An 18,568-nucleotide genomic window follows, 5' to 3' on the forward strand; every position below is an offset into this window, starting at 1 on the left:
TGGACGTGTTGAAACTGCCGGTGTTATCTGGGGTCGTCACGGTGGACGTTCTGACATAGCTTAGGCTACTAAATATACATTAAATTTCTAAAAGCCCGATTTTCAAAAAATTGGGCTTTTTTTATTTTACTGAACCTGTGACTCTGCGAATAGATGTGGTATAAATTGTCCCCATAATAATAATAAAAATAATAATGGTTTCTAAATGCACAACGGTAGAGGCAGAATCTTATCTCTGAAATATTTTAGATTATTTACTCTATCAATTTCTTTATTGCTCTTCACAATTTCTAGTTCTGCTAATCCATTATTCGACCCCGTTCGAAATACTATCCATTTTCAGCATCTCGATATTGAATCAACCTTACCACACCCTACTATAATGGACATTATTCAAGATAAAGAAGGGTTCGTCTGGTTTGCTACTCAAGGAGGCATAGCACGATTTAATGGTACAAACTCATCTATTTATACTGCAGTTTCGGCGAATGAAGAAGGTTTAAATAATAATTGGATTTGGCAAATGTATGCTGACTCTGAAGGACGAGTGTGGGCTACAAGTAACGGTGGTATTCATCTTTATATACCTGAACAAGATAAATTTCTAAATTTTAGTTCTAAAACTAATCCTAACATTACATCATTAAATTTTAATTCAATTACCGAAGTCGGTAATGGCAACTTATGGTTTGGCAGCGAAACAGGGATAACAGTTTTTAATTCAAAAACGTCCCGTTTTAGTTCTATAGATAGCACCCAAAAGTTCAAACAACTTGTTGATAATAGTAATATTCGAGACTTAGATTATTCGGCTAACAAAGTTATTTGGGTCGCAACGAAAAATAACGGTTTGTACCTTAGTGAAGACAACGGAAAAACATTTAATATTTTAAATGTAGAATTAAAAACTTTGCCGACAAATAAGGTAATCAGCTTAGATATTGATTCAAAAAATCAAGTATGGGCAGGTACTGAAGGAGACGGTTTATTACTTATTTCCGAATCTGGTGAATTTTTACAACAATTTAAATCAACTATGTGTAGCAGTGTGATAAATGACGTGCTTATAGATCACAACGATAATATATGGCTAGCTACCCCTAATGGTATGTGTGAATTCAATCATGAAACCGAACGCTTCATCCCTCACCAAAAAGAATCTGGCCGTATTTCAAGTTTAATAAACGATGACGTCCGAGTTTTGATGCAAGATGAGGGCGGTGTAATTTGGGCTGGTACCGTTTCAGGTGTGAGCAAGTGGAACGCAAAACTGGCGGATTTCACTCATATTGCTCAACAAAACCCGTTTGGCACTATGACCTCTGCCTCTGTCACCAGTTTTGCGATGAACAAAAACAATTTATTTGTCGGTACTGTAGAAGGTGGCGTCAACGTATTGAACTTTGATACTAAGACAATGTCGCCGTTTAATTCATCATTTTCCGACAAACTTAAAAACTTAGATAGCAGCTTAATAACAAGCCTATTGGTGGATGGCGATACTGGGCTATGGGTTGGTACCTATGATAACGGCCTGTTTTATATTGATTTAACGAACTATGAACAAGTCTTATTCAGCGCAGACAGTGAATTTTCAAATCGATTAAATAACAACGCTGTAAGTAAAATAATTCAATTAAAAGACGGTAACCTAGCGGTTTCAACCTATGGTGGTGGCGTCAATCTCATAGATTCAAATACCAAGCAGGTTATCCATAATAAATATAATATTGAGACCAATAATACTGCTGTAACTAACTTTATACTGGATATATTCGAAGACAATAATAAAGATCTATGGCTTGCAACTCATGGTGGGGGCCTTGTTCACTATGACACCAGAAATAATAAAAGCTCGACCTATTCAACAAAACAGAAAGGCAAATACTTTATTGGTAGTGACGAAATATTTTCCGTCATAAAAACCGCAAAAGGTGTTTGGCTCGCAACAAGTGACGCGGGTTTGTTATTGATTGAAGACAATGATAACAAAACCCAACATATTATTAATCAATCTAGAGGACTAGCAAGTAACTTCACCTACAGCTTACTAGAAGATGACTTAGGATATATTTGGATAAGCCACGCCAAAGGACTATCGCGCCTTAATCCCAACAATTTTGAAATTAATAACTTCAATACCACCCACGGATTACAAAGCTCAGACTTTAATAACAGCGCTTATTATAAAGCAAAAGACGGCAGACTATTTTTTGGTGGCACAAATGGCTTTAACACTTTTCAGGCAAATAAAGTTCCTCTGAATTCTTATAAACCAAAACTTAAATTAACTAAATTTGTACACGCAAACGAAGAAAAGCCGATACAAACCATGCTGCGTGCTGATGGTGTATTAGAACTGAACTATGAAGATACGATAATCGACTTTGAATTTGCGGCCTTGGATTATACAAAACCGTCAAATAATCGTTATCAATATATGATGGAAGGACTCAGTTCTTCTTGGAGTAACATCGGCACGAGTAACCATATATCATTTTCGTACTTAGCCGATGGAAGCTACACACTAAAAGTTAGGGGCAGTAACAACGAAGAGGTTTGGAGTGAAATACTGCAGATCCCAATTGAAGTTATGCCACCCATTTGGAAGACAACACACGCCAAACTATTCTATATTTTTGGCCCGATCTTGATCTTTCTTCAACTGTTAAGAAACCAGCGGATTAGACATCAACGCCAGTTATCTCATGAACGCAGATTACACCAACTTGCATATTTTGACGGACTTACAGGTCTACCAAACCGTCAGAGCTTTTACGAGAGTTTAGATAAATTTATCTCCCTTGCACGACGCGGCAATTATAAAGCAGGGGTTATGTTCATTGATTTAGATCGATTTAAACGAATCAATGACACCTTGGGGCATGATTACGGTGATTTAGTTCTGCAAGAAATTGCACAGCGGTTGAAAGAATGCGTTAGAGACAGTGATTTTGTTGCAAGAAATTACGAAGTAAATTCTGTTAATAATGAAATCGCTAGATTAGGCGGCGACGAATTCACGCTGTTTTTAAGTCATGTTGAATCAGCTGCCGAAACAACACTAATAACGCAACGTATTATCGAGAGCTTATCACGTCCAATTAAGATCGACAGTTATGAATTAACCGTCACACCGAGTGTAGGGATTGCGCTATATCCTGAACATGGCACCACAGTTCATGAATTAATGAAACATGCTGATATCGCTATGTATCAAGCTAAAGAAGACGGCAGAAGAACCTTTAAGTTCTATTCAAATGAACTCAATGATCGAGCTCTTGAACGTTTGCAGCTTGAAGAAAAAATGCGCAATGCGGTTAAAAACAACGAGTTTGTTTTACATTATCAGCCGCAAGTCGACATCGTTAGCAATGAAATTACCAAGGCTGAAGCGCTTATCCGTTGGAACAGTCCAGAGCTCGGTTTTATCTCCCCTGCTGAGTTTATACCTATTGCAGAAGAGTCCGGGCTGATTATCGAGCTAGGCAACTGGATTTTGGACACCGCCTGTAAACAAGCAAAGCAATGGCTTGATGAAGGTTTAGAAAATTGTAAAGTCTCAGTCAATGTATCAAGTGTTCAGTTTAAGCAAACTGCGCTTATCGACAACGTCAGAAATGCTTTAACACGCAGCGGACTGCCCCCAGAACTGCTTGAGTTAGAGCTTACGGAAAGCGCGGTTATGTCAGATGTAGACGACAATATTGACCGTTTACAACAATTTAAAGACATGGGCATAACCATTGCGATTGATGACTTTGGTACAGGGTATTCGTCGCTAAGCTACTTGAAAAAATTCCCTATCGATACACTAAAAATTGACCGTTCGTTTATCATCGAGATTGCAAATAGTGATAACGATGCAGCCATAGTCAAAGCAATAATGCTACTTGCTGAAACAATGGAACTAAAAGTTGTTGCAGAAGGGATTGAGAACGTTGAGCAACTGCAAATATTGCATAACTATCGTTGCCAGTTTATTCAAGGCTACTTCTTCAGCCGCCCACTGGTTTACGAAGAGTTTTTTGAATTTGCCAGTAAGACATATTACGAAGAAAAACGCAGTTGGCAGTTAGCTAGCGAATAATTCAGACGGCTTAATTCAATACCAGCTATATATTAAAAGGCTGTTAAATACAGCCTTTAGATTAACGTGATGCCTTGTAATCCTGTTTAAAACAACGAACTAGAAACAACGTAGCAAGTAATTTATTACTACAGCCACTAGATAGCCTATTTGAGCTAATATGCTGTTATAGTGTTTTTAGGAGGCCATTGAGGACGTTATTAACCGTAATTACGTCAGACTGTTCCAATTCACCATTTTTAATGGCTTTGTTGACGCTTTGTTCAACTAATTCAATAAACTCGTCCATTGTTAGCGCTTTGTTTTGCATTAAAGCACCACCTAAAACCAAATCTACGTGTCCTCTTAAATAGCCACTCGCAAATAACTCATCATCTGTTCCGGTTGCTACATAACCGTCGAAGTAAACTTGCGCGTCATCACTTAGTTGTTCTAAATCTAACATGTGTATCCTTTTATATTTCTTCATATCCAACGGGATAAAACACTTGGTCTTTATATCCAGTTGTCACTTTAATATGACCTGCCAACATTTTGTCTAATTCAATATCGCCAGTGTCTGCAATGAGCGGACGTCCCGCCAAAGCCTGTAACTTTCGCTTTGTTGCGACAACAACAATATTCTCTTTACCTATAGTTCTGATGACTTCCGGTGAAAGTTGTTGATTCCCCCGACCAAAAATATGCCCCTGTCCACCAATAAGCGTTATCACTAATTTCACAGGTTTATGCTCTAACAAAGGTAGTAATTGATTGGTCGTAACATCCGTCGCAATTAGGTGGTGATCTTTGATCACATCAACACCTAATAAGGTATTTTTGATATCAAGCTCTTCCATAATAAATGCAACTGTTGAACCGGAGCCCATTATGTAGGTTTCTTCACTTTCCATTGCGTCGATGACGCTGGCTGCAATATCTTGCAATACTAACTCATCACTTTCTTTGCCGCCCATTTTTACCGCTTGCACATAGCGTAACTCTGAAGGGATCTGCAATTCACCAAAACGCTTGGCTCGCACGACACCTTGCCTAAATTGTGCCTCATCTATATCCATGACGTCTGCTTCTTGCACTGAAACAAGTTCGCCAGCGATCAGCATATGGACAATTCGTCCCGCCGCTTTTGGTGTTATTGCATAAACCCCAGAATGAATTTTACAACCCGCTGGAATACCGAGTACAGTCGTATTGTCGGTTACTGCTTCACAGATATTACGCGCAGTACCATCTCCCCCGGCAAATAAAATAAGGTCTAAAGCCATGTCAGACATAAGTGTTGCTGCGTCAATCGTGTCTTGGGCGTTAGTGGTATTTGAGCTTGTTTGATAGACAACCTGGTACGAGAAACCGAGTGACTGGCATAAATTTTCGCCCATTTGGTCGCTCACTGTAAAAATATCTACATCTGCAGCAAATGGTAAAAATTGCTCCAATGCCACTTTCGCTCGTTGATTTGCCAGGGCAATTGCCCCTAACGATTCAGCCTGTTGAATTGAAGTTAATTCATCACTTCCTTTTAGCCCGACGGTTCCGCCCATACCCGCTAAAGGATTGATAATTAACCCTAATCGAAATTTTTTTCTCAGTGGGTTGGTTTGTGCGTTTGTTTTATCATTTGCTGATTTTTTTGTTAGCTGCGTCATTTTAAGCAACCTCTGTTTGTCGGTTTGCTATATCTAGAGCTTCCTGATGACCGTAAATATCCTGTTGATAGAATTGACTCAGTGCCGCGATAAATAAATCTGCCCGAGGTGGAAAGCCATCAGCTAGATAAGCTTTAAATTGGCGAGCAACATCTTGTTCAAAAGCAATGTGATCAGGTTGACGACCAAATTCATCGCCTGATAAGTTGTCACAACTGACATTAAATTTAATGCCACAGGCTAGGCTAAACGCCATTTCAATGGCCTGGGGTTTGACTTCCGCTTGTTGGAATTTGGCTTGCTGCTCTGCAGTGCGGCCATCGGGACAATACCAATAACCATAATCAATTTTATTCAGCCTCGGCATTCCGGCTAAACACCAATGGGCAATTTCGTGCAATGCGCTGGTAAAATAGCCATGGGCAAAAACCACTTGTGCATAGGGCTGTGCGTCAATCCCAAGGTCACTCGTATTAGCAGGCAAGTAAATGGGTTCACTGCCGCCTAAGACCAGTTTAGTATTGTATTTAGCAAAAAAAGTTTGCTCAAAAATGGCGATTAGGTCAGCATATTCTTTCACAGGCTCGTCTTCACTCACGAAATTTAACTTCAGCTCAAAATGGCTATTATACTTGGACTTTGTCAGGTTCAAATTGAAATTTTTTGCGGGGTGTCATTAAAATCACTAATCCTGCAACCAAGACAACCATGCTAGCCCAGACAAAGGTGTCACTGCCTCCAAGTCCTTCGTTCCAAGTCATGCCCGTAACCCAAGCACCAAGTGCGCCACCAATACCAAAGGTGATCCCAAGGTACATAAATTGCCCTTGATTTTGCATCCGCTTAGGAAAATAACGTCGAACAAAATGGATACTTGAACTGTGCATTAACCCAAAGCTCACTGCGTGAATAATCTGGGTAAGAATAACGACAATGACAAAATCGATATAATAGGCCATTAATAGCCAACGAAGCGCCGTTAACATCAAACAAACAACCATAAGCAACTTAAGGCTATATCTTGCTAATAGGTGACCGGCAATGAGAAACATAAAAATTTCAGCAAACGTTCCTAGCGCAAATAGAATGCCAGTCGCAGTGCCTGGATATTCATGTTGTGACAAATACTGAGTGAAAAAACCAACATATGGCGCAAAACTCATTTGCAGTAATATTGACGCAATCAAGAACGAGCCAAAACCAACCGTACAACAACGTTTAAAAAACCCTTCGCTATCGCCAAGTTCGTCATGGGCTAACGGATCTCCATTATCGAGGTATAAGCTTGTTAGATACGTCAGAAAAATAAGCCCTAAACCCACATACAAGATCACACCTGGTCCATAAATATCGACAATTGTGCCCACCGCTATTGCCGCAACAATAAAACCAATACTGCCAAATAATCGGACTCTGTTATAAATAGTTGGATTGCTTTTTGTTGCCACCAGCGATAACACTTCAATCTGGGACACCGCCGCCATAAAAAAGACAAAGGCACAAATCATTGAAATGTTGGTCACCCACTTAATATCGATAAAAACCGCAGGTAACAAAGCTACAAATGAAATTATGACCGCAAGTTGAAAGTATCGTTTGGGGTTCTGTTGGAGATCGGCCAAGTAGGCCCATAGTTGACCCGAAAATATTCTGATAAACGTATATGACGCTATTAAGGTTCCAACTTCGGTCGACGTGAATCCACGTGAACTCAAAAAGACAGCGAGATACGAGATCACGCCGCCAAGAAAGCCATAATAAAAAAAGTTCACTGCTGCCGCTGGCACCAATGAACTCAGTTTTATATTATCCATGTAATTACTTTACAGACGCAGGGATAACCGGCGTTGTCACAACTACGTCCGCATTTTGAGCTCTGTTTCTTAAAAAGTGATCCATTAAAGTAATGGCTAACATAGCCTCAGCAATTGGTACGGCGCGAATGCCAACACAGGGATCATGACGACCTTTAGTAACTACTGGCTGGGTTTGGCCATTGACGTCTATTGTTTCGCCTTCAACGCTAATACTTGACGTTGGTTTTAATGCGATGTGCGCAATAATATCCTGACCACTTGAAATACCGCCCAAAATACCGCCTGCGTGATTCGATTTAAACCCCTCTGGGGTCATCTCGTCCCGGTGTTCTGAACCTTTCTGCTCAACGACATCAAAACCATCTCCAATTTCTACACCTTTAACAGCATTAATGCTCATTAAGGATTTAGCGATATCGGCATCTAGGCGGTCGAATACGGGCTCACCAAGTCCTACCGGCACCTGTTTAGCGACAACGGTAATTTTTGCCCCCACCGAGTTGCCTTGCTTTTTAAGGTCTCGCATATACTCATCCCATTTTTCTACGGCTTTTTCATCAGGGCAGAAAAACGGGTTTGTTTCTATAATAGTTGGATCTACTGACTCAATCGCAATTGGACCAAGTTGTGCCATATAACCGAATATTTCGATTCCAGCATGTTGTTTTAACCATGCTTTGGCAAAACCACCAGCGGCAACACGCATCGCTGTTTCTCGGGCTGACGAACGACCACCGCCTCGGTAATCTCGGACACCGTATTTATGGTGATAGGTATAGTCCGCGTGACCAGGTCTAAACTTGTCTTTAATATTCGAATAGTCATTTGAACGTTGGTCTGTATTTTCGATTAGCAAACCAATTGAAGTGCCAGTTGTAACCCCTTCAAAAACACCACTTAAAATTTTCACTTCGTCCGCTTCTCGGCGTTGTGTTGTGAAACGTGAGGTACCAGGTTTACGTCGATCTAAGTCGCGCTGAATATCTTCTGCAGATATCGCCAACCCAGGAGGGCAACCATCTATAATACAGCCCAAGCCATTACCATGACTTTCGCCAAATGTTGTTACTTTAAACACTTCACCGATGGTATTTCCAGCCATTACGCCCTCTTTCTTTTCTAAATTATTCTTTTAATTAAACCGCTATCAAAAAACGGCTAAAATAAATCTTTATGATCAATTAATTGCTGCTTGGTTATGGCAAATACACCAATACCGCCATTTTCAAATTCCAACCAATTAAATGGGACTTCTGGGAATTCGGCTTGCAAATGGATCATGGAGTTACCAACTTCAACAATAAGCAATCCATTATCTTCTAAATGTGCAGCAGCTTGTTTTAAAATAATACGTGTGATGTCCAAACCGTCATTACCACTGCCTAAACCAATTTCCGGTTCGTGGTGAAATTCTTCCGGCATATCACCTAGATCTTCTAAGTCCACATAAGGTGGATTAGATACAATAAGATCATATTTAAGTCCCTCTACTGACGCAAAAACGTCAGACATAATAGGGAATACTCGATCTTCAACCTGTAACCTATGGATGTTCTCATCTGCAACAGCAAGTGCCTCAGGACTAATGTCCAACGCATCTATTGTTGCATCTGGAAAAGCAAATGCTGTGGCAATTGCAATACATCCTGACCCCGTACACAAATCCATTATTCTCAAAGGCGTGTTTGAAATGAGCCCTTCGAAATTATTTGTGATCAATTCACCAATTGGCGAACGCGGCACTAATACATCTTCATTGACAAAAAATGGCAGACCACAAAAATAGGATACTTGGGTTAAATAAGCTGCCGGTTTTTTGGTTAATATACGCTGCTCAATAAGACCTAATGCATTTTTACGTTCACTTAATGTCGTGCGCGCCTGCAATAAATGTTCATTCATTGTAGGTGGTAAACTCAGCGCATAGGTAATTAATTGGGCGGCTTCATCCCACGGATTATCGGTTCCGTGACCTAAATAAATGTCGCTTTCATTGAATCGACTTACCGACCAACGAATTAGATCGTTAACCGTTTGAAGTTCAGTTACTGCTTCTTCGAGCAATATTGTTAGCTCAGATAACTCTTTTTGCATCAAAAACCCTAATTAATCTGGTCGTACTCACCAGCTTAATTTACAATACCCCGCACTATATTGCTTAAACTTTCTCGCAAAATGTCTGAAAAAAATTTGAATTTTAAAGATTTACTCAACAAAAAAGATGATAGTCCATCTTTGCCAAGTACATTTGCTGATGAGATGCAGGGCGTCAAACCATTCAAGCAAGACAAAATACACTTTGGGAAAGCGCTCAGCAAGCAAAATAGAGCTTTAGCTTCAAACTTTAAGGAAGAAGATAGAAAGAATATCGATAAGGACGATAAGCTAGCAGCGACCCGCTTTCACTTTTCTGAAGAATACGAACCTTTGATCGATTTCGAGCAGACGTTAAGTTTTGTTAAACCGGGACAACCCAGTTACCTAGCAAAACTCATTAGGCGCGGTGAAATTCAACCCGATATCGTGTTAGACCTTCATGGTCACACCAAAGAAAGCGCTAAACGAGATTTAGCTGACTTGATCACAACATGCAAAACAGAACAATTATTAAGTGCTTGTATCGTTCATGGTGTTGGGGGCGGCGTTCTAAAACGAAAAATCCCACATTATTTACTGCAACACCCGGATGTTGCCGCATTACATCAAGCACCACTCGAATGGGGCGGCCAAGGCGCAATTGTCATAATTATTGATTTAGGCGAGGATTTGCAGTTTTTGTTAAAGCGGTAAATCAGTAGACTGGTAAGTTGCAATTACAACATTTGTTCAGGGGCGATCAGCGTTTCTAACACACCATTCCATTTATCTAGGTTAATTTTAATCTTTGCAACGCCCGCCGTCGCCATTATGGGTGTGTAACCTGTTATTTCGCCGATTAAATAACTCACCAAAGGCATATGCGAAACACATAGAATATTTATGTCATCAACGGTGTTTTTATCAATACTAGCCAAAACAAAATCCATTGCGACTTTTGGATCCCCCTCTGGGATCAAATCCACAATTACGTCTATATCTAACGCATCTGGACCACGTTCAATAATAATATCTTTCGTTTGTTGGGCGCGAATATACGGCGAGGCATAGACTTGGTGAAACTGTCCAAGCTGCGTTTTCAACCACAGTGCTGTACGTTTTGCTTCCCAGCGGCCATGTTCTGAGAGCACACGAAGTTGATCTTCGGCTGCGATTGACTCAGCTTCTCCGTGTCGAACGATATAAAGATAAATTGCCATTGTCACTAGTTGTCTTGCCTACACTAGTGACTACTATAATTAATTCACCAATTATTGACCATTAATTTATGAAATTAATTGTTTCAGCACGTATCTTATTTATATATCTCGATTTCTTGAAAAAAACAGCTAGGATAAAGAGATACATAATGCTGCGGTATTTCGAGAACCAAACGAGATATAAACATTGAATATTAGTCCCAACGACAACAAAAATTATTTGGCTATGACGTTAGATAATGGCCTTCGAATTGTTTTAGTTGAACAAGATGACTGCCATAAAAACGCCTGTTCACTGGTCGTGAATACGGGACATTTTGATGATCCCGTTGACCGCCCGGGTTTTGCACATTTTGTTGAGCACTTATTGTTTAATGGCAGCAAAAAATACCCAGAAGTGAATGGACTAAGTCATTTTGTTGGGCAACACGGTGGGATGTGTAACGCTTGGACTGGCACAGAGCACAGCTGTTTTTATTTTGATGTTCATCCAGAATTTTTTGCCCCTGCTCTCGACCAGTTTGCTAATATGTTTATCGAGCCTTTGTTCAGTCATGACGCCCTATCGCGTGAGCAAGAAGCTATCCATGAAGAATATAAACTAAAACTGCAAGATGACAGTCGTCGTATCCAACAGGTGCATAAACAAACGAGTAATCCTGACCATCCGTTCCATAAATTTTCAGTTGGCAATAAACATACTCTTTCAGATTTACCTGACCGACCTGTCGCCGACGAATTATTTTCATTTTGGCACCAAAATTATCAAGCTCAATATATGACAGTGTCGATAGTCACTGCAGAACCTATAGAAATGATGCGTGATTTAATTGCGACAACGTTTTCTGCAATTAAATCCAATGATCCGAAGTTCGCCAAGCCAAGTATTGAACCACCACTTTATCGCGACCAAGAATTAAATCAATTTATTGGAATCCATCCAGTTAAAGAGATCCACAAACTTAATGTGACGTTCTCGATGCCTGACATGAATTATATGTACAACACAAAGATGCTGAGTTTTGTGGCGCATATCATTGGTTATGAAGGGAAAGGGTCGTTATACGAAGCGTTAGACAACAAAGAATATATAAACGCCTTAACTGCTGGGAACGGCATAAGTGGCAATAATTTTAAAGACTTTAATTTGTCTCTGGAATTAACCGAGTTAGGCGAAGAAAATATTGACGATATTTTAGAGATTACTTTTGCCTACCTAAATTTTTTGAAACAAACAGTGCCCGCAGCCTATTTATATGACGAACAACAAGTTTTGACTCAAGTCAGTTTTAACTACCAAGAAGAAATTAAAGCGACCAAACTTGCCAATCAAATTGCCCTCAATATGCAACATTATCCAGAAGTAGACTATCTGTCTGGAGATTATCGGATGGACGGCTTTAACATCCAACAATGGCAGGAAATTTTAGGCTACTTAAATGCTGACAACTTCCGTGTGACGTTAGTAAGTCAGTCAATCCAAACGCAACATAAAGCACCTTGGTACCATACCCCCTATGCCGTCACCGATATTGATTTGGACGTTAGGAAACTATTGAATGACACAAGTTGGAGTGATTTTAATTTCCAACTGCCCCCGGAAAACCCTTATTTGGGAGGAGAGATAAAGTTAGAACAACTCGACTTTAATAGTCTTACCCCTATTAACATAGAAGACAAATTGGGCTGGAAAACGTGGTTTAAACAAGATGTTAGTTATCGCGTACCAAAGGGCAATATTTACCTCGGCCTAGACTTACCAAATGGCATCGCTAGCAAACGTAACCAAACAATGATGCGGATGTTTTGTGACTTATTTTTAGACTCGGTATCTGAACAACATTACCAAGCTGAAATGGCTGGGCTTTATTATAATATCTATGCACATAACGGTGGCATCACAATCTATACGTCAGGCTTGAGTAACCGACAACATGAGCTACTTCTAACGCTAATTGATACCATGTTGAAACCAAATTTTGTCGAGAGTCGGTTTAAAGAGATTAAACGTCAGTTGATAAAACACTGGAACAATAGTGAGTCGAATCGCCCCATTAGCCTTTTATTTAGTCATTTAAATTCAACTTTAATCCCTAAAGTGGCCAATAGTTTAGAACTCGCAGAGATTTTAGCTGATGTCAGTTTTGCTGAATTCTTAGCGTTCCATAGCACACTATTTAATGCGGTTAATGCAGAGATGCTCATTTATGGTAACTGGAATACTCAACAAGCTTTAAATATTAACGCCTTAGTGGAACAACGTTTTAGCCATGCCACTAAGGTCAAGGAAAATGTTCGAGCAAATGTAAAACTTGATAGGATTGGTGTAGAAAAACAACGCGTTCCGGTTGAACACAGTGACAACGCCGCAATTATCTACCTACAGGGCAACAAAACCGTAGACGATAAAACCGACGTCGTTGAAAAAGCATGGTTTATTCTATGTTCACAAATTTTAGCGCCATATGCATTTAACTATTTACGCACCGAGCAACAATTAGGTTATCTCGCAGGTAGTGGTTATATGCCTTTATGCAATGTCCCAGGACTTGTTGTCTATGTGCAATCACATGAAGTTGAAAACAGCGAACTTGAACGGCATATCGGCCTTTGTATCGAAGGCTTTATCAAAGAGTTAGATCATTTAGAGTTAGACGAATTTAACGCTCATAAACAGGCCGTAATTCACCAATATCAAGAACAACCCGCCAATTTAAATCAAAAGTGTCAACAATTATGGGTTAGTGTTGGCAACAAAGATTATGAGTTTAATCACAAGTCTCGAATAGTAGAAGAACTGCAACTGGCAACTTTAGATGAATTGCAACAATGGGCAAAAACCAATCTATTGGAGCAGTTCGCCACTGGCTACCAAATATCAACCGAATAAAATTCGATCAATTAATCATATATTTAACGATAAAAGCTTGCCAACTCGCATCCAAACTTTGACAGTAGCGCAACCATAAGGTAATTTGAATCAGCGTTTAACTAGCTGTAGTCGTCGTTGTGCTAAGTCCACTGAAAAAAAATAACAATAAAATTGTGGCTGTTTCAAGCCTTGTAAGTTTTAACACTTACGCGTTAGAAACCGAATCAATCTCAAATGTAATCGAAAAACTGTTTTCTGATGGAGCAGTCTTGTCGATTTTTATCCTGTTTGCATTATGCCTTACGGGTTACTTGGTCTACGGTTTATACCGATTCAGACAATATCAAGGTCAAATTACTGAAAGCGAAGAGCGATTGCGTTTGTCTTTATGGGCAAGTGGCGATGAAATGTGGGATTGGAATATCCACAGGGGCAGCCTTCATAGAACAAATGGCGCAGGTACTTACCCCCTGCCAAATATCGACCCTTCTGATTTTCCGCCAAACAGACCGCATATTCATCCACAAGATGTCGAAAAAGTTGTCGAAAAGCTAAAACTCCACCTCAATGGCGAAGTTAATGAGTTTGAATGTGTGTATCGGATCAAAGGCAGCAATGACAAGTGGCGCTGGATCTTAGACAAAGGTAAAGTTGTTTCGTCTAATGCCGCGGGTTACCCGATTCGTATGACTGGTGCATTTAAAGATATTCACCAAATAAAAAAAACCGAAAGCAATCTAGAGATATTTGCCCGAAGCATTCAAAGCTTGACCGATGGCGTGGTTATCCTCAACTCTGACTTTAATGTTATCCATATTAACCCTGGTTATACCCAAATCACCAGTTTCAGTTCTAGTGACCTTATTGGTAAAAAGCTTAACTTTAACTCCATCAGCCCTTCGCTTATTACCGATATTAAGTCGGCTGTCGATAAAACTGGGAACTGGCAGGGAGACGTCACCGGCCAGGGAAAAGATGGCAATATGTTTATCGCTTTTGTCACGGTCAACTGTATCCGAAATGATGAAAACGCGATTACAAACTATGTCGCGGTTGTATCCGACACGACTATGCGTAAAAAAGCGGAAGCCAAACTCATAAAAATGGCGCGCACTGATACGTTAACAGGTCTACCTAATCGAAATGTATTCTTCTCGCGTTTGCAAAAATGCGTAGACAAACAATTAGAAACCGCAATATTGGTATTTGATGTCGACGATTTCAAAAAAATTAACGACTCTTTAGGTCATGTACTTGGTGATATATTATTGGTGAAGATCTCCGAACGGTTAAAGCCACTCACCAACAGTCAATGTATTTTATATCGTCTTGGCGGCGATGAATTTGCTATTACAATGGAAGGTACCAACGACATTCATAAAGTGACAATTCTTGCCAAAGAGTTGCTTCGACTTCTTTCAAATCCATTCCGAATCGAACAACATGAATTTGTTGTCGCTGCCAGTATCGGTATTGTCTTATATCCAGATGATGGTCAACAACCTGAAACCTTGCATCGTAATGCTGACACCGCTATGTATCACGCCAAAGAAAAAGGTAATCGCTACTTATTCTTTAATAAAGAGATGAATAAACAAGCTGTTAAACGTTTGCAGGTAGAAAATTTAATTCGTCAGGGATTAAAAGAAGATTACTTCCATGTGTATTACCAACCTAAGATGAGTTTCAGCACCGGCAAATTAGTTGGTATGGAAGCTCTGGTGCGCTTTATCTCTCCAAGTGGTACTTTGGTTAGTCCAGGCACATTTATTCCGATCTCCGAAGAGACAGGGCAAGTTGTCGAGATTGGTGAAGTCGTCCTAAGAAAAGCTTGTGCCGACATGAAACGTTGGATCGATTCAGGCTTGATGTCAGGGCGTGTCGCGGTCAACTTATCAGCTAGGCAATTTAACCTACCCAATCTAATTCATCGAATTGAATCAATATTGTTAGAAACTGGATTAAGCCCGAACAATCTAGAGTTGGAGATCACCGAAGGTACGGTAATGGACGATCCGCAACATGCCATTCAAGTTATGCATGAACTTAGAGCTTTAGGAATTCAGTTGGCTATGGACGACTTTGGTACCGGCTACTCTTCGTTGTCTTACCTGCGCAAGTTCCCACTTAATACCTTAAAAATTGACAAAGCCTTTGTTGATGATGCAGGTACTAGCGTCGGCCGAGCAATGATCGATACGATTATCACTATTGCACGAAATCTAAGCTTGTCGACCGTTGCTGAGGGAGTTGAAACGAGTACTCAAGAAAAGCTAATGGCTGAGATGGGATGTGATGTCCTGCAGGGGTACTTGTACTCTAAACCACTATCTTCAAAAGAATTGGCTCACTTTGCGGCAAATCAACAACCTGTGTTGAAAAAGGCCCAATAATGGTTCACAAGATATAAACTCGCTTCATCTACCGAGCTTTATTGAGGGTATTCAATGGACCCATTTGAATTTATCAAACAGATGAGTCCCCCTCCTATTTACGCGTTAGCGTATTCACGCCTTGATCATGCGGTAAATATGAAGGTATCAGGTTTAAAGTCGTAAACTTACGCCGTCAATGCCTTGTTGCTTGCGTAACAACATTTGCTTTTTAACATTAAACATAGGCCAAACAACTGGACCAAAACACATGCCAGCGACAAACCAACGCTTCTCGCACATGCCATTTTTCATCGCTTCAATTGACAAATACACAGAAAAACAAACAACGGCAACCATCATAAGCAAAACAAACATCTTTAAAACCCAGTCAATATTTATGAAGTGATCAATTATATCGCTGAAGTAATTTCAATTCGATAGGGAAACCCCTCGTTTTTAGAGTATTTACTTCTATTACCAAAATATAAAATTTGTAGCTACTGAAACCAAATGATCAATTTGGCCAATTTTAAGCATAAAAAAAGCCGCATCTGCGGCTTTTCTTACATGTTTTTCATTATATGTAGCTTTGCTGATGCACTCGAATAAACAGCGGTGTACCCGCTTTAGAGTAATCAACTTTGTACTCTTTGCCATTTAGACATTGCACAAACATTAATGTTTTTGGTTCACCAAAAACATCAGGGCTCGATACGTTTACGACTTCAACATAAGCGTCTTTCGCTTCACGTCTATTTCTTGGTACAGGGCCATCATAAGCTTGAACGCCATTTTGCGTTACTTTTACGTTAGGGTGCTCTATATCATTCTGAATGATAAGATCGACTTTTCTGATCTTATGAATAATGGTATTCCGACCACTTCGAATATATGGGATATCGGACATAACTACCTTCAGCCTCTAGTTTGCCTTCAAAAACAAACAAAAAATGTTACTTATAATATAACTCTAGCGTTTTGAACTAAATTGATCAAGGACACACAGTAATTTATCGATTCATATTTTCATTTTTAGTGTCTTGTATTAATTTCAATGCGTTAGCTTGTGTTCCAGAAATTCCATTACTGTTGATATAAAAATGAAATCCAAGTAATTCGTTTAGTTTCTCAGAACGATGAACAAACATAGCAATAAGTCCTCGATAAATACGGTTAGCCCCTAATTTACATTCTACAGAATCAATAAAATCCTCTGGCACACACTGCCCTGTTGCGCATCCCTTACCGGCTAAAGCCAGCCACAGCGGCCTTTGTTCAATCAGTAATTTTGACGCTAAGCGCAATGGAAACGTATCGTAAAATAACTCAGGATCCTTAACCTTAATGCCTATAAAGTCATATTCCTTGCCACCATCGATGCGATCTTGGGCAGGAATACCGACCCGCTGGATGTTTTCCCACGGAACAAAAACCGTGTTGGCTCGGTGATAAAAAGTTAAGCCATCACCCGCGAGTTTTAATCTATGTCGTGGTTCACTGCGTTTTAGATAGCCTAATAACAGCATTGCTATCGCAAACCCATACAAAAACATATTGGCAATATACAATTGAGACAAAAAGCCAAAATGCACAACAAAGTTAATTGCAGCTAGCCCAAAACCAAATTTAATGAAGGTTTCTGAATTATCGCTGTCTGTTGATTCAATAAAAATAGGTTGGGTCATTGCAGTCTTAAAAAGGTTTAAAAATAAAATAGAAGCCCAAACAAATTAAACACCACAAAAGAGCAGCGCGCATCATTCGACAGATTGGACAATTGGTTTGTAACTTCATATTGTATTAATCTACTTGCAGTTTTTTAACAAAAATCATTTATGGAGCAATGTATATGTCAAACATTCAATTGGCAACTTTTGGTGGCGGTTGTTTTTGGTGTATCGAATCCGCCCTCAATGCAATCCGCGGTGTGCAACAAGCAGTGTCTGGTTACTCAGGCGGTCAAGTAGACAACCCAACTTATCAGCAAATTTGCAGTGGTCAAACTGGGCATGCTGAAGTTATCCAAGTGACATTTGACGCTGATATTATTTCATACGATTTATTGCTCGATTTCTTTTTTCAACTTCATGATCCAACGCAACTTAACCGCCAAGGCAATGATGTTGGAACACAATACAGGTCGATAATCTTGTATCACGACGAAGTTCAGCGCCAAACTGCCATCAACAAAATTAGCGACGTTCATGACCACGACATTTGGGATGGTGACATCGTAACTGAAGTTGAACCTATATCCATCTTCTATCCGGCAGAAGAGTATCACCAAGGATATGCCGAGAATAATCCGCAACAACCTTACTGTGCTTTGGTCGTAAACCCAAAACTAAACAAGTTTAAACAAAAGTTTAGCGACTTCTTAAAATAAAACCTGCTAAGTACAGATACTCAGTTAAATTTAAATTTAATGTGGGGTAACATACAGTCAAATTGTGTTACCTCATTTAAAGAGCT

Annotated in this window: 15 protein-coding genes; 5 read left to right on the top strand and 10 right to left on the bottom strand. The window is 39.8% G+C overall.

Annotation, left to right across the window (positions count from 1 at the left end; genetic code table 11):
• Positions 1–205 precede the first annotated feature (205 nt).
• Positions 206–4,090 carry an EAL domain-containing protein gene (locus KO525_RS17345; protein WP_215965090.1) on the top strand — a complete coding sequence of 1,295 codons (3,885 nt, stop codon included), beginning with the start codon at positions 206–208 and terminating at the stop codon, positions 4,088–4,090.
• A gap of 166 nt (positions 4,091–4,256) precedes the next feature.
• On the opposite strand, the gene KO525_RS17350 is transcribed toward KO525_RS17345, so the two are convergent.
• Genes KO525_RS17350 through prmB form a run of 6 tightly spaced genes read right to left on the bottom strand, consistent with a single transcriptional unit; the run spans position 4,257 to position 9,647 of the window.
• Entirely contained in the window at positions 4,257–4,535 is a 279-nt protein-coding gene (locus KO525_RS17350) for a YfcL family protein (protein WP_215965091.1), read from the bottom strand.
• A gap of 10 nt (positions 4,536–4,545) precedes the next feature.
• Complete coding sequence (locus KO525_RS17355) at positions 4,546–5,736, bottom strand: ATP-NAD kinase family protein (RefSeq protein ID WP_215965092.1); 1,191 nt, start codon at positions 5,734–5,736, stop codon at positions 4,546–4,548.
• 1 nt (position 5,737) lies between these two features.
• Entirely contained in the window at positions 5,738–6,334 is a 597-nt protein-coding gene (locus KO525_RS17360) for an elongation factor P hydroxylase (RefSeq protein WP_368668249.1), read from the bottom strand.
• Between the two features lie 28 nt (positions 6,335–6,362).
• Positions 6,363–7,550, bottom strand: a complete 1,188-nt coding sequence (locus tag KO525_RS17365; RefSeq protein ID WP_215965093.1) for an MFS transporter — start codon at positions 7,548–7,550, stop codon at positions 6,363–6,365.
• 4 nt (positions 7,551–7,554) lie between these two features.
• Entirely contained in the window at positions 7,555–8,655 is a 1,101-nt protein-coding gene (aroC, locus tag KO525_RS17370; RefSeq protein WP_215965094.1) for a chorismate synthase, read from the bottom strand.
• Between the two features lie 56 nt (positions 8,656–8,711).
• Positions 8,712–9,647 carry a 50S ribosomal protein L3 N(5)-glutamine methyltransferase gene (gene prmB / locus KO525_RS17375; RefSeq protein ID WP_215965095.1) on the bottom strand — a complete coding sequence of 312 codons (936 nt, stop codon included), beginning with the start codon at positions 9,645–9,647 and terminating at the stop codon, positions 8,712–8,714.
• Positions 9,648–9,743: 96 nt separating this feature from the next.
• On the opposite strand from prmB, the gene smrB reads away from it, so the two are divergent.
• Complete coding sequence (smrB, locus tag KO525_RS17380; RefSeq protein ID WP_252736642.1) at positions 9,744–10,343, top strand: endonuclease SmrB; 600 nt, start codon at positions 9,744–9,746, stop codon at positions 10,341–10,343.
• Between the two features lie 23 nt (positions 10,344–10,366).
• Here the strand turns inward: smrB and sixA are convergent, their stop codons facing one another.
• Complete coding sequence (sixA, locus tag KO525_RS17385; protein ID WP_215965097.1) at positions 10,367–10,849, bottom strand: phosphohistidine phosphatase SixA; 483 nt, start codon at positions 10,847–10,849, stop codon at positions 10,367–10,369.
• 187 nt (positions 10,850–11,036) lie between these two features.
• Here sixA and KO525_RS17390 point away from each other — a divergent pair, with 187 nt between their 5' ends.
• The gene (locus tag KO525_RS17390; protein WP_215965098.1) at positions 11,037–13,739 is read left to right on the top strand and encodes an insulinase family protein; all 2,703 of its coding nucleotides are present in this window, start codon (positions 11,037–11,039) and stop codon (positions 13,737–13,739) included.
• A 251-nt stretch (positions 13,740–13,990) separates the two neighbouring features.
• On the top strand, positions 13,991–16,114 hold the full coding sequence (locus KO525_RS17395; RefSeq protein ID WP_252736641.1) for an EAL domain-containing protein: 2,124 nt from the start codon (positions 13,991–13,993) through the stop codon (positions 16,112–16,114).
• A gap of 153 nt (positions 16,115–16,267) precedes the next feature.
• On the opposite strand, the gene KO525_RS17400 is transcribed toward KO525_RS17395, so the two are convergent.
• From KO525_RS17400 to KO525_RS17410, 3 genes are all read right to left on the bottom strand, one after another.
• Positions 16,268–16,471, bottom strand: coding sequence for a hypothetical protein (locus tag KO525_RS17400; RefSeq protein ID WP_215965099.1), 204 nt, complete (start codon positions 16,469–16,471; stop codon positions 16,268–16,270).
• Positions 16,472–16,673: 202 nt separating this feature from the next.
• Complete coding sequence (locus KO525_RS17405) at positions 16,674–17,003, bottom strand: hypothetical protein (protein ID WP_215965100.1); 330 nt, start codon at positions 17,001–17,003, stop codon at positions 16,674–16,676.
• A 103-nt stretch (positions 17,004–17,106) separates the two neighbouring features.
• On the bottom strand, positions 17,107–17,781 hold the full coding sequence (locus tag KO525_RS17410) for a DUF2982 domain-containing protein (protein WP_215965101.1): 675 nt from the start codon (positions 17,779–17,781) through the stop codon (positions 17,107–17,109).
• A gap of 164 nt (positions 17,782–17,945) precedes the next feature.
• On the opposite strand from KO525_RS17410, the gene msrA reads away from it, so the two are divergent.
• On the top strand, positions 17,946–18,482 hold the full coding sequence (msrA, locus tag KO525_RS17415) for a peptide-methionine (S)-S-oxide reductase MsrA (RefSeq protein ID WP_215965102.1): 537 nt from the start codon (positions 17,946–17,948) through the stop codon (positions 18,480–18,482).
• Positions 18,483–18,568: the final 86 nt, after the last annotated feature.

The organism is Psychrosphaera sp. B3R10 (genome assembly GCF_018861025.1).
GTDB classification, from domain to species: Bacteria; Pseudomonadota; Gammaproteobacteria; order Enterobacterales; family Alteromonadaceae; genus Psychrosphaera; species Psychrosphaera algicola.

Excerpts from the sequence above, each read along its gene's own strand:
- KO525_RS17345 (WP_215965090.1), top strand. The coding sequence starts at position 206 with ATGCACAACGGTAGAGGCAGAATCTTATCTCTGAAATATTTTAGATTA.
- KO525_RS17350 (WP_215965091.1), bottom strand. The coding sequence starts at position 4,535 with ATGTTAGATTTAGAACAACTAAGTGATGACGCGCAAGTTTACTTCGAC.
- KO525_RS17355 (WP_215965092.1), bottom strand. The coding sequence starts at position 5,736 with ATGACGCAGCTAACAAAAAAATCAGCAAATGATAAAACAAACGCACAA.
- KO525_RS17365 (WP_215965093.1), bottom strand. The coding sequence starts at position 7,550 with ATGGATAATATAAAACTGAGTTCATTGGTGCCAGCGGCAGCAGTGAAC.
- aroC (WP_215965094.1), bottom strand. The coding sequence starts at position 8,655 with ATGGCTGGAAATACCATCGGTGAAGTGTTTAAAGTAACAACATTTGGC.
- prmB (WP_215965095.1), bottom strand. The coding sequence starts at position 9,647 with ATGCAAAAAGAGTTATCTGAGCTAACAATATTGCTCGAAGAAGCAGTA.
- sixA (WP_215965097.1), bottom strand. The coding sequence starts at position 10,849 with ATGGCAATTTATCTTTATATCGTTCGACACGGAGAAGCTGAGTCAATC.
- KO525_RS17400 (WP_215965099.1), bottom strand. The coding sequence starts at position 16,471 with ATGTTTGTTTTGCTTATGATGGTTGCCGTTGTTTGTTTTTCTGTGTAT.
- KO525_RS17405 (WP_215965100.1), bottom strand. The coding sequence starts at position 17,003 with ATGTCCGATATCCCATATATTCGAAGTGGTCGGAATACCATTATTCAT.
- KO525_RS17410 (WP_215965101.1), bottom strand. The coding sequence starts at position 17,781 with ATGACCCAACCTATTTTTATTGAATCAACAGACAGCGATAATTCAGAA.
- msrA (WP_215965102.1), top strand. The coding sequence starts at position 17,946 with ATGTCAAACATTCAATTGGCAACTTTTGGTGGCGGTTGTTTTTGGTGT.